Annotated in this window: 12 protein-coding genes; 2 read left to right on the top strand and 10 right to left on the bottom strand. The window is 70.2% G+C overall.

Annotated features, from left to right (window positions below):
- Window positions 1-97 precede the first annotated feature (97 nt).
- Together ABTZ17_RS32545 and ABTZ17_RS32540 are read right to left on the bottom strand one after the other, a co-directional pair.
- Window positions 98-355 (bottom strand): hypothetical protein, encoded by a 258-nt coding sequence (locus tag ABTZ17_RS32545; RefSeq protein WP_352199393.1) that lies wholly within the window; start codon window positions 353-355, stop codon window positions 98-100.
- A gap of 797 nt (window positions 356-1152) precedes the next feature.
- Window positions 1153-1356, bottom strand: coding sequence for a cold-shock protein (locus ABTZ17_RS32540; protein ID WP_352199392.1), 204 nt, complete (start codon window positions 1354-1356; stop codon window positions 1153-1155).
- A 316-nt stretch (window positions 1357-1672) separates the two neighbouring features.
- Between ABTZ17_RS32540 and ABTZ17_RS32535 the strand changes: the two genes are divergently transcribed.
- Entirely contained in the window at window positions 1673-2245 is a 573-nt protein-coding gene (locus ABTZ17_RS32535; RefSeq protein ID WP_352199391.1) for a TIGR04222 domain-containing membrane protein, read from the top strand.
- Window positions 2246-2335: 90 nt separating this feature from the next.
- Here ABTZ17_RS32535 and ABTZ17_RS32530 read toward each other — a convergent pair whose 3' ends face one another.
- From ABTZ17_RS32530 to ABTZ17_RS32495, 8 genes are all read right to left on the bottom strand, one after another.
- Window positions 2336-3166: a hypothetical protein gene (locus ABTZ17_RS32530; RefSeq protein WP_352199390.1), complete on the bottom strand. Its 831-nt coding sequence runs from the start codon at window positions 3164-3166 to the stop codon at window positions 2336-2338.
- A 338-nt stretch (window positions 3167-3504) separates the two neighbouring features.
- Entirely contained in the window at window positions 3505-4989 is a 1485-nt protein-coding gene (locus tag ABTZ17_RS32525) for a cellulase family glycosylhydrolase (protein ID WP_352199389.1), read from the bottom strand.
- 263 nt (window positions 4990-5252) lie between these two features.
- Window positions 5253-6251, bottom strand: coding sequence for an N-acetylglucosamine kinase (locus tag ABTZ17_RS32520; protein WP_352199388.1), 999 nt, complete (start codon window positions 6249-6251; stop codon window positions 5253-5255).
- Complete coding sequence (locus tag ABTZ17_RS32515; protein ID WP_352199387.1) at window positions 6242-7504, bottom strand: 6-phospho-beta-glucosidase; 1263 nt, start codon at window positions 7502-7504, stop codon at window positions 6242-6244. Before ABTZ17_RS32515 ends, ABTZ17_RS32520 begins: the two co-directional genes overlap by 10 nt.
- A 7-nt stretch (window positions 7505-7511) precedes the next feature.
- The gene (locus tag ABTZ17_RS32510; RefSeq protein ID WP_352199386.1) at window positions 7512-8420 is read right to left on the bottom strand and encodes a carbohydrate ABC transporter permease; all 909 of its coding nucleotides are present in this window, start codon (window positions 8418-8420) and stop codon (window positions 7512-7514) included.
- A gap of 3 nt (window positions 8421-8423) precedes the next feature.
- Window positions 8424-9422 carry a carbohydrate ABC transporter permease gene (locus ABTZ17_RS32505; RefSeq protein WP_502994943.1) on the bottom strand — a complete coding sequence of 333 codons (999 nt, stop codon included), beginning with the start codon at window positions 9420-9422 and terminating at the stop codon, window positions 8424-8426.
- 16 nt (window positions 9423-9438) lie between these two features.
- The gene (locus tag ABTZ17_RS32500) at window positions 9439-10773 is read right to left on the bottom strand and encodes an ABC transporter substrate-binding protein (RefSeq protein ID WP_352199385.1); all 1335 of its coding nucleotides are present in this window, start codon (window positions 10771-10773) and stop codon (window positions 9439-9441) included.
- Between the two features lie 426 nt (window positions 10774-11199).
- Window positions 11200-12414, bottom strand: a complete 1215-nt coding sequence (locus ABTZ17_RS32495) for an ROK family transcriptional regulator (RefSeq protein WP_352199384.1) — start codon at window positions 12412-12414, stop codon at window positions 11200-11202.
- A gap of 334 nt (window positions 12415-12748) precedes the next feature.
- On the opposite strand from ABTZ17_RS32495, the gene ABTZ17_RS32490 reads away from it, so the two are divergent.
- Window positions 12749-14029, top strand: a complete 1281-nt coding sequence (locus ABTZ17_RS32490; RefSeq protein ID WP_352199383.1) for an AI-2E family transporter — start codon at window positions 12749-12751, stop codon at window positions 14027-14029.
- The last annotated feature ends 287 nt before the right edge of the window (window positions 14030-14316 follow it).

Below are 14316 nucleotides of genomic sequence, written 5' to 3'. Positions count from 1 at the left end.
AGCTCTCCGCTACGCTCCGAGCGTCAAGCGGATCCCTAGCCACTGCGCGGCTAGGGAAGCAAAACTCTCCGCTGCGCTCCGAGTTTTAAGCGGGTTCCTACGCGCTGCGCGCGTAGGAGAGCGAAGCTCTCCGCTGCGCTCCGAGCGTCAAGCGGGCCGGGCCCGGCTCCAAGAACGGCCCTGCCACCTCGACAGGACCGTCTACCGACGACGCAAGGTCGTCGAACGCTGCTTCCACCGCTTCAAGCAATGGGCGATTGTCGAGCCAGATGAAAGGGTGCTGGCGGAGGGTGATCGCGGCCTGGTAGCGGGCGGGGTGTTTGTCGTAGCGGGTGGCGATGCCAGTGATCGACAAGACGCTGCCTAGCCGCTGCGCGGCTAGGAGGGTGAAACCCTCCGCTCCGCAGCGGGTTTTAAAGGTTCTCCTGAGCTCAGCGATCGTAGGAGAACGAAGCTTTCCTAGCCGCTTCGCTCGGGGGTTTTAAGGCCCTCCGCTTCGCTCCGGGCTTTAAGCGAGTTCCTGCACGCTGCGCGTGTAGGAGGGCAAAGCCCTCCGCTGCGCTCCGAGCTTTAAAGCGGGCTCTCCCGCGAGCTCGCGGGAGAGCGGCCCGCTGCGCGGGCTGGGGCGCTCGCTCCGAAGGAGGAGCGGCCCCTCGGGGCGGGGTCTTCGCTGCGCGTCGGTGATAGGCGGGTACCTAGCCGCTGCACTCCGGGCTTTAGAGGGTGGCTCAGGCGCTGTGCGCCTGAGAAAAGCGAGACTGTTCGCTGCGCTCCGATTCTTAAGCGGGTCTCTAGCGCTGCGCTCAGCGCTTTAAGCGAGCGAAGTCTCTGCTGCGCTAGGGGTTTTAGTGGGTCCCTGAGGCGCTGCGCACCTTAGGAGCGCTTAGCTCTCCGCTGCGCTCCGGAGAAGGGCGGTCTGCTTCGGGTCTGAGGGTGCAGAGTCTGCTTCGGGTCTGAGGGTCCAGAGCCTGCTTCGGGTTCTCGAGTGGGCCTGCGGGCCGGCCCGCTGCGCGGGCCTTGATGGGTGGACCGCGGGGCTGGAGGTGGTCCCGTTTCCTGGCGTGCGGGCCTTCGGCCCGTTCGGGGGTCCGGTGCGTGCCGCTGCCCGGTCTCGGGGCCTGCGGAGTGGCACCGGGACCGGGCAGCGAGGGGCTAGATGGTGCGGACCTGCTGGGCCTGGGGGCCCTTCTGGCCCTGGCCGATCTCGAACTCGACCCGCTGGCCTTCATCGAGGGACTTGTAGCCGTTGCCCTGGATCTCGGAGTAGTGGACGAAGACGTCCGGGCCTCCGCCGTCCTGTTCGATGAACCCGAACCCCTTCTCTCCGTTGAACCACTTCACACTGCCCTGGGCCATCGCTGGTGCTCCCTCGTCATGCCGGTGGCCATCGTCCTGACGGCCACGCCGATCCTCCCCCGTCACCAGCCGGAAAAACCAGCCGGATACACCCGTACGGGGGAGACCCCGGGGATCCCGTCGGTGGGAGGGGAGTGTGGGGGATGATGTGGTGTGTAGGATCGCGAAAGTATTGCTATCGCTTACCGGAGCTTTTTCTCTTTCGCTATTGCTCGGAATGGTCGGTGGAAGCTCGAGGTATCTTTTCTGCGGGATTACCAGGACGGCAGGGTGGGACCACCGGGTGCCGTGTCGGCGTCTTTGTGATCATGGGGGGGTGATCGCCGCACTTGAGCGGCGTGGGGTGAGGGGCGGGATGACGCGGATGTTCGGGCGGGGAGAACTTGATGGTGATCGCGAGGACTTGGACGCGTATCAGTACGGGTACCTGGTCGGTGGGAGTCTGCGGGTTGCCGAGAGTGCGGTCGTCTCCCTGATCGAGCGGGGGATCCTGTCCTTGGGGGCGGCTCGCGTGCGGGTGAGGGGTGAGGAAGAACCCGAGCACCCTGTCGAGCTCGCTGTCATCGCCGCCTGTCCTCGGAGCAAGCCTGTGCGGGAGGTCATCGATGCCGTCAGGAATTCTTCCGAAGTCGAGGAACTCGCTCGTCGCCTCGTTTCTCTGGGGCTGGTGCACAGGAGGCGCCGGAAGCCTACGCGGGTTGGGCGACGGCGCATGGCGGAGGCTGTTTCGGCGGGCAAACTGCCGTCGTACGCGCTCCACGGTCAGCACGTTTCCGACGGGCTCGGCAGCAGTCTGATTCGTATGGGCAAGGCCCTTGATGACGACCATGGTCGCGGGGCGGACGGCGGCGGGGAGGGTGGGGGTTCCGGTGGGGGTGGGGGTGACTGACGATGCTGGGTGGGGACCGGCTTCGCGTCGAGGTGTCGGCGATCGGCCGGGAACACGCCCGCATACCGCTGTGACGGCTCGGTGCGGATTTCAGTCGGGTCGGGATTGCCAGTAGTCGGCCCAGGCTCGGGAGGCTGTGAGCATCGGTTGTACGTCTTCTTCGCTGGTGATGGCGGCTTCCGCTTGCCATGAGTTGGCTTCGGCGCGGGTCAGTGCGATGACGGCGTCGCGGGGGGCGTTGGCGAAGGCGGGGATCGTCGCCGTCCAGGCGGCGGCGGCTTCGGGGGGTTGGGGGCCTTCGCAGACGATGCGGAATCCCCACAGGGCGGTCGTCGCCCATGCCGGGCCCCGGGCCGCCCATCCCCAGTCGACCAGCCATGTGCGTCCGTTGGTGTCGGGTACGAAGTTCGCGCCGCCGGGGTCGAGGTGGACGAGTCGGTCTCCGGTCAGCAGGGACGTGTGGGCGGGATCGCAGAATTCGCCCAGGCGGTCCAGGACGGTGGGGAGGCGGGCTTCGGGTGGGGCGGCGATCTCGCTCAGTTCCCGGAGCACGGCCGCCGCGGGTTCCAGGTGCTCGCTGCCGGTGTCGAACCACGAGTACGGCGGGTCCGCGTCCAGGGCCTGGAAGGCCAGGAGGTGCCAGCCGCCGGCGTGCACGGTCCACAGCAGGGGTGGTGCGAGCGGGGGGAGATGGGGGGCCAGGCGGGCTTCTGCCTTGAGTTCGGGGAGCCGGTCGGCGCCCTCCGGAAGGCCCTTGACGAAAACGCGTTCGCCGTCGGGCCCGGTGAGGACTGCGGCGATGCCGGAGCTGCGGCCGTTCTCCTGTTCGACGGCGGTGAACGCGCCCCCGAGCCGTGCCTCCAGTGCGTCGCGGGCGGCGGCCGGGAGGCCCGCGGCGCCGACGCGTTCGGCTCGGTTCATTTCTTCGGGGGCCGTGGGGGCGGCGGCAGGGGGTTCGGTTTGTGGGGGTCCGGGCGGGGGGCGGGGGGATCCGTCTTCGGTCTGCGGGTGTTCGCCGCTTCGACGCTCATGCCCGGCACCGTACCGGCGCGGGTCGGGTCGGGAGGGGATGTTCGGGTACGTGCTCTCCCCGCCGAGCGGTCTCGGGTACCTGCTCTCGCTGTCGAGGTGTTTCGAGTGCCTGCTCGCTGTCGGGCTGTTTCGGGGTGTCGAGCTGTCTCGGGTGGGTGTGTTCTTGTTGTTGATCTGTTCGGGCGGTGCCGGAGCACCCGCCCGGGTAGGGGCGGGTGCTCCGGGGGTCAGCTGGTGGGGAAGTCGTCGGCGGTGCGGATGCGGTCGCGGACCCAGACGCCGGCGGGCTTGAGGCGGCTGGTGCCGGCCCAGGAGGTGTCGGTGTTGCAGGTGCCGGGGGTGAAGACGGCGCCGGAGCGGTGGTCGTCGGAGTAGTTCCAGTTCGTCCAGCTGATCTTCTTGGCCGCCATCAGGTCGAGGTAGCGCTGGGCGTTGTTGAAGTCGTTGGCGCCTTCGCCGGCGGCGTTCTGGGTGCCGAACTCGGTGACGAACAGGGGGAGCTTGTCGGCGGCGCGGGAGAAGACGTTGAAGTACTCGTCCTTGTGGGAGGCCGCGTAGAAGTGGAACGTGTACATGATGTTGGTGGCGTTGACCGGGTTCGAGACGATCTCGTTCTCGGTGCTGCCGTCGGAGACGCCCAGGGAGGACCAGGCGCGGGTGCCGACGAGGACCGGGGTGAGCGGGTCCTGCTGGCGGATGACGGGGATGAGCTGCTCGGCGTAGGACTTGATCTTGGCCCAGGTGACGCCGTTCGGCTCGTTGGCGATTTCGTAGAGCAGGTTGGTCTTGTTGCGGTGGCGCTGGGCGATCTCGGTGAAGAAGGTCTTGGCGCGGGCCAGGTTGTAGTTGGGGTCGCCGGGGGTGAGCTGGTGCCAGTCGACGATCACGTAGAGGCCGCGGGCGGTGGCTTCCTCGATCATGCGGTGGACGAGGTCGGTGTACTTGCGGGGGTCGGTCTCGTAGCCGCCCTCCTGGACGTAGGTGGAGACCCGGAGGACGTCGGCGCGCCAGTCGGTGGCGAGGGCGTGGAGTGAGCCGGTGGTCAGGCACTGGCCGTACCACTGGGTGCCGTGGCTGCTCATGCCGCGCAGCTGGATCGGCTTGCCGTACTTGTTGACGAGCTTCGTGCCCTCGACCTTGAGGCGGCCGTTGATGCCGGCCGGGGTGCCCGCGGGCTGGCCGGGGCCGCCGGGGTCGGGGGCGGCGTCGATGGAGAGGTGGTCGACGTTGGGGCCGCCATCGGCGGTGGTGGCGGTGGCCCTGATGGTGTTCGCGCCGGCCTTGAGGGTCACGGCGAGGGTGGTGGTCTGCCAGGTGGTCCAGGCGCCGGTGCCGGGGAACGCCTTGGCGGTGGCGACCTTGGTGCCGTTGACGGTGATGTCCATGGGCCGGTTGACGGCGGTCCCGTTGGCGAAGCGAAGGGCGAGGGTGGCGGGTCCGGCCTGTGAGGCGTTCACGGTCCACTCGACGTAGCTGCCCGTGGTGTTGTCGTAGTTGACGAAGCCGGTGCCGGTGAAGCCCGCGTGGTTGGAGTCCACTTGGCCCTTGGAGATGGCGGCGGACTCGGCCTCGTACACGACCGCCGCGTTCGGTGCCACGGCGCCCGGGGCGGACAGCGCGGCGGAGGCGGGGAGCGCGGCGGTCAGCGTGAGGGCGAGGGCACTGGCTATCCCGACGCTGCGCAGGGGGTGGCTGAGGCGTACAGAGTTCATCGTCAAGGCTCACTCCGTGAGGGGAAGGGGGGTGTGCGGCCATGGCGGACGCCGCTTGAAGGAAGGAAACTTTCCTAACGGTTAAGGGAATATCAGGGTCCGCGCCGCATCGGCAAGAGCGAGGAACAGATGTGCTGTGCAGGTGAGTTGAGGCCGCGGCTTCGCGCACGGGCCTCGACCGACGCGGGAGGCGGCCCTCGCGGGGCAGGGCCGATGGGCCGCTGACCGTGGTGCGAGGGCCGCCTCCCGGACGTGTGAAGGACTTACCGGCCGTAGGCGGAGCGCAGGAGCGCCCGTGCTTCCGGTGGTGCGCCGAGGGCGTCCAGGCCGAGCAGTCCCGCGCCGAGGACGGGGGGCGCGGTGACCACGCGGGGCACCGCCTTGGGGGCGCGTTCGGCGAGCAGGGCGGCGATGCGGTCGTTCAGTGTCGTGTGCCCCGCGGCGAGGACGCTTCCGCCCAGGACCACGGTGACCTCCTCGTCGAGCAGGTCGAGCCGGGTGAGGGCGACCCCCGCCATGACGGCGATCTCGTCGGCGAGGCGGGCGACGAGCGCGGCCGCGGTCGGATCGCCGTTGCTTGCTGTCGCGAAGAGGATCGGGTTGATCTCGTGTCGCCACCCGGGGCCGACGCGGTCCAGGTGGATGCTCTCGATCAGGGCGTGCATGGAGTCCAGCCCGAAGTGCGCGGGCAGGTCCCGGGCGAGGGCGGTGGGGGCTCCCCTGCCGTCCTCGGCCCGGGCGGCGTGCCACATGGCCTCCTCCGCGAGCCCGACGCCGCCGCCCCAGTCACCGGAGATGTGGCCGATGGACGGGAAGCGGGCGGTGCGGCCGTCGGGCAGCATGCCCACGCAGTTGATGCCGGCGCCGCAGACGACGGCGACGCCGCGGGGTTCGTCGACTCCGGTGCGGAGCAGGGCGAAGGTGTCGTTGCGGACCGTGACCGTGCGGCCCCAGGACCGTTCCGCGATCGCGGCGGCGAGCGCCTCCTCCTCCGCGGGGAAGTCCGCGTTGGCCAGGCAGGCCGAGACGTGGTCGACGGCTCCTTCCGGGACGCCGGCGGCGCGGGCCCCCTGCCACGCCTCGGAGAGCACGGCGGCGAGCACGTCGAGCGCCGCCGGGATGCCCACCCTTTGCGGCTGGAAACCGCCTCCGCGTGCCGCGCCGAGCACGGTACCGTCCGCGCCGAGCAGGGCGACGTCGGACTTGCTGTTTCCCGCGTCGATGGCGAGGACGGCGACCCGAGCGGTGGTGCCTACGCCCATGGCAGGTGCTCCCGGTTGTGGGCGATCAGGCGGTCGGTGAGGTCGTCGGCGATCGCGTACTGGCCGACGAGCGGGTGGGCCAGCAGGCTCTTGAACACGCGCTCGCGTCCGCCGCGGAGGGCGGCGTCGAGGGCGAGGTCCTCGTAGGCGGTCACGTCCGCGATGAGGCCCGCGTACAGGGGGTCGAGCCGGCGGATCGGCAGGGGGGTGGCGCCGGTGCCGTCCACGGACGCCTGGACCTCGATGACGGCGTCGTCGGGGAGGAAGGGAAGGGTGCCGTTGTTGAGGGTGTTGACGACCTGGAAGCCGGGCGCGTCGCCGAGGAGGGCGGCGGCCAGGTCGACGGCGGCTTCGGAGTAGAAGGCGCCGCCGCGCTGGGCGAGCAGTTCGGGCTTCTCGTCCAGGGTGGGGTCGGCGTACAGCTCCAGGAGGCGCGCTTCCATGGCGGCGACCTCGGCGGCCCGGGAGGGCTTGGTGGCGAGTTCCCGTACGACCTCGTCGTGGGCGTAGAAGTAGCGGAGGTAGTACGAGGGGACCACGCCGAGGCGGTCGAGCAGGGTGCGGGGCATCTTGAGGTCGGTGGCGATGGCGTCGCCGTGCCGGTCCAGCAGGGTGGGCAGCACGTCCTCGCCGTCGGGGCCGCCCAGGCGGACGCCCAGCTCCCAGGTGAGGTGGTTGAGGCCGACGTGCTCCAGGTGCACCTTTTCGGGGGCGGTTCCGAGCAGGCCCGCGAACTTGCGCTGGAAGCCGATGGCGACGTTGCACAGGCCGACGGCCTTGTGCCCGGCCTGGAGCAGGGCGCGGGTGACGATGCCGACGGGGTTGGTGAAGTCGATGATCCAGGCGTTCGGGTTGGTGCGGCGGACCCGTTCGGCGATGTCCAGGACGACCGGGACGGTGCGGAGGGCCTTGGCGAGGCCGCCCGCGCCGGTGGTCTCCTGGCCGACGCAGCCGCACTCCAGGGGCCAGGTCTCGTCCTGCTGTCGGGCGGCCTGTCCGCCGATCCGGAGCTGGAGCAGGACGGCGTCGGCGCCCTCGACTCCCGCGTCGAGGTCGGTGGTGGTGACCACCTTGCCGGGGTGGCCCTGCCGGGCGAAGATCCGCCGAGCGAGGCCGCCGATGAGTTCGAGGCGTTCCGTGGCCGGGTCCACGAGCACCAGCTCGCTGATCGGCAGGGTGTCGCGCAGGCGCGCGAAGCCGTCGATCAGTTCGGGGGTGTACGTGGATCCGCCGCCCACCACTGTCAGTTTCATGGGTGATTCAGCCCTTCACTCCGGTCAGTGTGACTCCCTCGACGAACGCCTTCTGGGCGAAGAAGAAGACGAGGATCACAGGGGCCATGACCAGGACGGTCGCGGCCATGGTCAGGTTCCAGTCGGTGTGGTGCGCGCCCTTGAAGGACTCCAGGCCGTAACTGAGCGTCCAGGCGCCGGGGTTCTCGGAGGCGTAGATCTGTGGCCCGAAGTAGTCGTTCCAGCAGTAGAAGAACTGGAACAGGGCGACGGCGGCGATGCCGGGCTTCGCCATCGGGATCACGATACGGATCAGGGTGCGGAACTCGCCGCAGCCGTCGATCCTCGCGGCCTCGACGTACTCGTTCGGGATGGTCAGGAGGAACTGGCGCAGCAGGAAGACGGCGAAGGCGTCACCGAAGACCATCGGGATCAGCAGCGGCCACAGGGTGCCGGAGAGGTCCATCTGCTTGGCCCAGAACAGGTACATCGGGATGATGACGACCTGGGGCGGGAGCATCATCATCGAGATGACGAGCAGCAGCGACAGGTGCCGGCCGCGGAAGCGGAACTTGGCGAGCGCGTACGCCACGGGGATCGAGGACACGACGACGAGGAGGGTGCCGAGGCCCGCGTACAGCAGGGAGTTCTTCCACCAGGTGAGGAAGCCCTCGGCCTGGAAGACCCTGACGTAGTTGTCCCAGTGCCAGGAGTTCGGGGTGAGGTCGCTGGTGAGGGCCTGCTCGTCGCTCATCAGGGAGGTGAGGAAGACGAAGACGAAGGGGAGGACGAAGAACAGGGCCGCGGCGACGCCGAGCGAGTGCACGGCGATCCAGTGCAGGAGCGCTTTGCGGCGGGCCTGTCGCAGGGCCGGGCTCGGGGTCGGGTCCGGGGTCGGGTTCGCCTCGGGGCGGGTGCGCGAGGTGGTGGTCGTCATGGGTCAGTCACCCGAACCGATCAGGCCGCCGCGCCGGCGCATGAGGAGCGCGGTGAAGGCCATGGAGAAGGCGAAGAGCACGAGTGCCACGACGCAGGCGGCGCCGTAGTTGAACTGGCTGAAGCCGAGGCTGTAGACGAGCTGGGGAAGGGTCAGGGTGGAGTCGTCGGGGTAGCCGGGGACGAAGGTGACGCCCGAGCCGCCCATCACCCCCGAGGCGACCTTCGAGGCCACGATCGGCTGGGTGTAGTACTGCATCGCGCCGATGATCCCGGTGACGACCGCGAAGAGGATGATCGGGGAGATGTTCGGCAGGGTGATGTAGCGGAAGCGCTGCCAGGGGGAGGCGCCGTCCAGCTCGGCGGCCTCGTACTGCTCCTTGGGAACGTCGAGCAGAGCGGCCATGAAGATGACCATGAGGTCGCCGACGCCCCACACGGCGAGGACGGTCAGGGCGGGCTTGGCCCAGGCCGCGTCGTTGAACCAGGAGGGGGCGGGGATGCCGACCGCTTCCAGGAGCGAGTTGACCGGTCCGGTGCCGGGGTTGAGCAGGAAGACGAAGGCGAGGGTGGCGGCCACCGGCGGGGCCAGGTACGGCAGGTAGAAGAGGGTGCGGAAGACTCCGGTACCCGTCTTGATCTTGGTGATGAGCATGCCGATGCCGAGTCCGAAGACCACTCGGCAGGTGACCATCACGACGGCCAGCCAGAGCGTGTTCTGCAGGGCCGGCCAGAACTGGGGCAGGTCGGAGAAGACGTACGTCCAGTTGTCCACGCCGCGCCAGGCCGGGGGGTTGAGGCCGTCGTACTTCATGAACGAGAAGTACACGGTCGAGACCATCGGGTAGGCGAAGAAGACGCCGAACCCGATCAGCCAGGGCGCCATGAAGGCCAGGGTGCGGAGCGCGTCGCGGCGTCGCTTGGACCGGAGCGTGTTGCGTCCTCCGGGAGCGGGGGCGGCCGGGGTGGCCGCCCCCTTCGCGGGCGGGGGTTCCGTGCTCATGGGTGGGTTCCGGCCGTCACTTCGCCGCGGCGATGTCGCGGTCGATCTGGGATGCGGTGTCCGCCAGCCCCTTCTTCAGGTCGGTGACCTGGCCCTTCTCGTACTGCTGGGCGAACTTCTGCAGGGTGTCCTGGTAGGCAGAGCCGTTGACCGCGCCGTCGGAGGTGGAGGACGCCGGGTGGCGGGCGATGTCCAGGAAGGTCTTGAAGCGCGCGTCGAACTTCAGGTTCGGTGACTTCAGAGCGTCCAGGGTGGAGGGGACGTTGCCGATGCCGTTGGCGAACGCGACCACGGCCTCGGTGTCCGTGGTCATGTACTTGACGAGCTCCCAGGCCGCGTTCTGCTTCTTGCTCTGCGGGGCTATGCCCATGATCGTGCCGGAGAGGTAGCCCTTGCCGTAGTCGGCGATCTCGTCGTCGGCGACCGGCAGCGGCGCGACGCCGACGTCGAAGGTCACCTTGGCGTCCTTGACGAAGTTCAGCCGCCACTCGCCGTCCAGCTGCATGGCGACCTGGCCGGTGTGGAAGGGGTGCTTGGCACCCCACTCGTCACCGAAGCCGGTCCGGAACCTGTCCAGCTTCTGGAAGCCGCCCAGGGCGTCGACCAGGGACTTCTGGTACGTCATCATCTTGGCGAACGCCGGGTCCTTCGCGACGGCGGACTTGCCGTCCGCGTCGAAGTACCCGCCGTGCTTCCACTGCGACATGTAGTGGGAGACGACGGTCTCGTAGCCGAGGTAGGTCGGCATGACACCGACGCGCTCGTAGGAGTCGCCCTTGGCCTTGGTGAGCTTCTTGGCGACCTCGGTGAACTGGGACCAGGTCTTCGGCGGGGCCTCGGGGTCGAGACCGGCCTCCTTGAAGGCGTCCTTGTTGTAGTACAGGCCGTAGGCGTCGGAGAGCAGCGGCAGGGAGCAGCGTCGGCCCTCGAACTGCGTGTACGACTGGAGGACCTTCGGGAAGATCTTGTCGAGGTCCAGCTTGTCCTTCTCGATGAACGGCTTGAGGTCGGCGAGGGCGCCCGAGGCGCAGAACTTGCCGACGTTGGCCGTGGTGAAGGAGGAGACGACGTCCGGGCCGTTCGATCCGCCCGCGCGCAGCGCCTGGCCCAGCTTGTCGTCGTTGATGTTGCCGACGACCTTGACCGTGATGTTCGGGTGGGCCTTCTCGAAGCGGGCGACGTTGTCCTCGATGGCCTTGACCTCGGCGGGTGCCGACCAGCCGTGCCAGAAGGTCAGGGCGACCTTCGCGTCGGGGTCGTCGCCGGCGGAGGCTCCGGTCGATCCGGTACAGGCGGTGGCGAGGAGTGCGGTGGCGGCGGCCAGGGCGCCGAGCGTTGCTTTGCGGTGCATGGCAGGACTCTCTGGTGAGGCGGAACGGGGGCGGGGGTGGGAGGGGGGCGGGGCGCAGCGGGGGCGGGGGCGGGGTGCAGCGGGGGCGGGAAAGGTGACGGGGACGTCGGGAGGGCGTCGTGACGGACGGGACGCGGGGGTGGGCGTGCCGTCTTCGCCGTCGTGGTCGGCGCACGGGAGGTGCGGTGTGCGCTGTGCGCTGTGCCGTGTGTGCTGTGCGCGGGTGTGGTGACCGGGGTGGTTTCGGCAGCTCGGTCTCCCGGGTCCTCGGAGGAGGCCCGGGGCGGGCAGGTGCGGGCAGGTTCGGGGGAAGGGCCGGGGCGGGAGAGGGGCGCGCGGCTCCGGCGCGGTGCGGACCGGGCGTCGGAAGGCGTCGTCCGGCCCGCCGGGCCCGGGGCGGGCACGGCGGGGTCCGGAGGACACGGCTCAGCGGGACGTGTCGAAGACTTCGTCGCGGGTGGTGGCGAGTGCGCTCTCCAAGGCGCCGTGCTGCACCGGATGGTCGGTGACGTCGCCGAGCACGAGGCGGGGTCGCGAGGCGGCGAGTTCGTGCAGTTCGGAGGTGACGCGGTCGAGGAGCGGTTGCCCGCCGGGGGCGATGGCGCCGCCGGCGAGCACGACCACCTCGGGGTCGAGGACGGCGACCAGTGAGGCGAGTCCCGTGGCCAGTCGCGTGGCGTAGGCGTCGAGGAAGGCCCCGTGGGCCCCCGTGTCGGATGCGGCGGCCCGGGCCAGGAGCAGTGCGGCGACCTCCGGGTACGGGCCTTGCGGGATGTCGGTGACACCGTGCTCGCGGGCCAGTGCCGGGAGTACCTGCGCGCCCGCCAGGTCCTGGAAGCCGCCTCCGTTGGCCCGGGTCACGCCGCGGACCAACGGCGCGCCGGGCACGGGAAGGTAGCCGAGCTCCCCCGCGCCGCCGGTGAAGCCTCGGTGCAGGTGTCCGCCCATGACCAGGGCGGCTCCCAGGCCCTCGCCGTTCCACAGCAGGACGAAGGTGTCATGCCCGGAAGCGGCGCCGGCGTGCTGTTCGGCGATGGCGACCAGGTTCACGTCGTTCTCGTACTCCACCGGCATCGGGAGGGCGGCGGCCAACTCGCCGAGCAGCGTGGGAGAGTGCCAACCCGGCAGGTGGGAGGCGTAGCGGAGGCGGCCGGTGGACGGGTCGAAGGCTCCCGGGGTACCGATCACCACCCGGTGGACGTCGGAGCGGACCAGGCCGGCCGCCTTGACCGCGCCGTCCAGTGCCCCGGTCACCTGGGCGGTGACGTCTCCGGCTCGTCGCCCCGGCGTGGGGAGTTCGTACTGTCCGACGACCCGGCCGGTCACGTCGGCCACCGCGGCGTGGATCCGGTGCGGGGTGACGTCGAGCCCGGCGACGAACGCGATCCGTGGGTTGATCGTGTACAGCTGCGCGCTCGGGCCCGGTCGACCGGTGCTGGTGCCGGTCGCCAGGACGAGGCCGGCGGCCTCCAGCCGTCCCAGGAGCTGGGAGGCGGTCGGCTTCGACAGGCCGGTCAGGGCTCCGATGCGGGTCCGGGACAACGAACCGTGCTCCAGGAGCAGGTCGAGGGCCGCCCGGTCGTTCATCGCCCGCAGCACGCTGGGGGTGCCGGGGACTCCGCCCCCCGGTTTGTGAGCCATCGTCCTCACTACCTTCCGTCCACCCCCCGGCCGACTGTTAGGAATGTTTCCGGTTGGTTGGGGAGAACGTACGTCCGCGGGGGTGGAGCGTCAAGGGGTGATGCGGTACGGCCTGCGGCGACGCGGTGTGGGGGGTGGGGCGGGCGTGGGCTGCGGGTGCGGTGTGGGGTGCCGGTGTGGGGGCGGGGGCGGCGTGAGGGTGCGGGGGCGGGGCGCGGTTCGATGGCGGCGGTCGGGGCAGGCGGTGGGCGGCCGGCAGCGTGCGTCGGCTCGGTGGTTCCGCGCCCGAGGGCGGCGTGGGGGCGCGAGGGAGCGGAGTGCGTAGGGTGACGGCATGTCTGAGTCTTTGAGTGCCGCTAAGGCGGGCGCAGCGCTGCGTACTTCGGCGCGAGTGTCCGCCGAGCTGCTTCTGGTATCGGTTCTGGCGGCGGCGGCCCTGTGGGTGCTCGGGCGGATGTGGTCCGTCGTGTGGCCGGTCGTGATCGCCCTGTTGCTGACCACGTTGACCTGGCCCATGGCCGCTTTCCTGCACCGGCTGGGGTGGCGGCCCGCGGTGGCCGCGTCCGTGGTCACCCTCGTGTCGCTGCTGGTGGCCGCGGGGGTGGTGGCGTTGATCGCCGTGCCCGTGGCCTCGCAGTCCGGCGAGTTGGTCGACGGGGTGTCCGAGGGGATCCAGCGGCTGCGGGAGTGGGCGGCCGGGCCGCCGTTGAACATCGGGGACGATCAGATCTCCCAGGCCTTCGACACGGCGATGGAGCGGCTCCAGGACAGTGTCGGGAGCGCGGTGTCCACCGTGGCCACCGGTGTGGGGACCGTCTTCAGCGGGCTCGTGACCGCCGTCCTGGCGCTGTTCCTGATGTTCTTCTTCCTGAAGGACGGGCCCCGGTTCCTGCCGTGGCTGACGCGCCAGCTGCCCGGGCGGCTGGCCGTGGACGTGCCGGTGGTGGCGGCGCGGAGCTGGCAGACCCTCGGGTCCTTCGTGCGGTCGCAGGCGTTCGTCGGGCTCCTGGACGCCGTGTTCATCGGGCTGGGGCTGTGGATCGTCGGGGTGCCGCTGGTGCTGCCGCTCGCGGTGCTGACCTTCGTGTCCGCCTTCGTACCGATCGTGGGTGCGCTCTTCGCCGGCTTCGTGGCGGTGCTCATCGCCCTGGTGTCGAACGGACTGACGGACGCCCTGATCGTGCTGGCGATCATCGTGCTGGTGCAGCAGCTGGAGGGGAACGTCTTCCAGCCCATGATCCAGAGCCGTGGGCTCGGTCTGCACGCGGCGGTGATCCTGCTCGCCGTGACGCTGGGCGGAAGCCTGGCCGGGGTGGTGGGCAGCCTGTTGGCCGTGCCGGTGGCCGCCCTGCTCGCCGTGTTCTGGAACTACGTGCGGGAGCAGTTGGCGGGGGACCCGCCGGTGGGGCCGGTGGGGCCGGGAGGAATGGACGGGTCCGGTGAGCCGGGAGGACCTGGGCGAGCTGGAGCACCCGGGGGCGATGGAGAACCTGGGGGCGATGGGGAAGCGGGGCGGCCTGCGGGGTCCGTGGGGCCTGAGGGGCGGGCCGGTGATGGTCCGGTGGCCGCTCCCGGTGTCGCGGCCGGACCGGCGCACGGGCCCGTCGTGGGGTGATGCCCCGTCCCGTGCGGTGGGGGCGGGGCAGACTCGCGTCCGTGAGGTTCCGGTGCCCCGGGGTGCGGCTGCGCTCCGGGGCACCGGTGCGTCGTCATCGGGGGACGGTGGGGGTGGGGCTTCTCGGCAGTAGTGGGCCGCCGGGAGGTGGTGGTCGTGGGACGGCCGCGGGGCTCGACGGACTGTTCCGTCGAGCCAAGAAGAAGGGGTTCAGCGACGCGGCCATCAAGGCCCTCTGGGACGTGCTGGTCCCCTTCGCCGGCTACGCCTTCAACAAGGCCCACTCA

The organism is Streptomyces sp. NPDC097619 (assembly GCF_040302735.1).
Classification (GTDB): domain Bacteria; phylum Actinomycetota; class Actinomycetes; order Streptomycetales; family Streptomycetaceae; genus Streptomyces.
This window is presented reverse-complemented; position numbering and strand designations above follow the sequence as displayed.

What these genes read in the sequence shown, in the direction of transcription:
- ABTZ17_RS32540 (WP_352199392.1), bottom strand. Translation starts at nt 1,356, where the DNA reads ATGGCCCAGGGCAGTGTGAAGTGGTTCAACGGAGAGAAGGGGTTCGGG.
- ABTZ17_RS32530 (WP_352199390.1), bottom strand. Translation starts at nt 3,166, where the DNA reads ATGAACCGAGCCGAACGCGTCGGCGCCGCGGGCCTCCCGGCCGCCGCC.
- ABTZ17_RS32525 (WP_352199389.1), bottom strand. Translation starts at nt 4,989, where the DNA reads ATGAACTCTGTACGCCTCAGCCACCCCCTGCGCAGCGTCGGGATAGCC.
- ABTZ17_RS32520 (WP_352199388.1), bottom strand. Translation starts at nt 6,251, where the DNA reads ATGGGCGTAGGCACCACCGCTCGGGTCGCCGTCCTCGCCATCGACGCG.
- ABTZ17_RS32515 (WP_352199387.1), bottom strand. Translation starts at nt 7,504, where the DNA reads ATGAAACTGACAGTGGTGGGCGGCGGATCCACGTACACCCCCGAACTG.
- ABTZ17_RS32510 (WP_352199386.1), bottom strand. Translation starts at nt 8,420, where the DNA reads ATGACGACCACCACCTCGCGCACCCGCCCCGAGGCGAACCCGACCCCG.
- ABTZ17_RS32505 (WP_502994943.1), bottom strand. Translation starts at nt 9,422, where the DNA reads ATGAGCACGGAACCCCCGCCCGCGAAGGGGGCGGCCACCCCGGCCGCC.
- ABTZ17_RS32500 (WP_352199385.1), bottom strand. Translation starts at nt 10,773, where the DNA reads ATGCACCGCAAAGCAACGCTCGGCGCCCTGGCCGCCGCCACCGCACTC.
- ABTZ17_RS32495 (WP_352199384.1), bottom strand. Translation starts at nt 12,414, where the DNA reads ATGGCTCACAAACCGGGGGGCGGAGTCCCCGGCACCCCCAGCGTGCTG.
- ABTZ17_RS32490 (WP_352199383.1), top strand. Translation starts at nt 12,749, where the DNA reads ATGTCTGAGTCTTTGAGTGCCGCTAAGGCGGGCGCAGCGCTGCGTACT.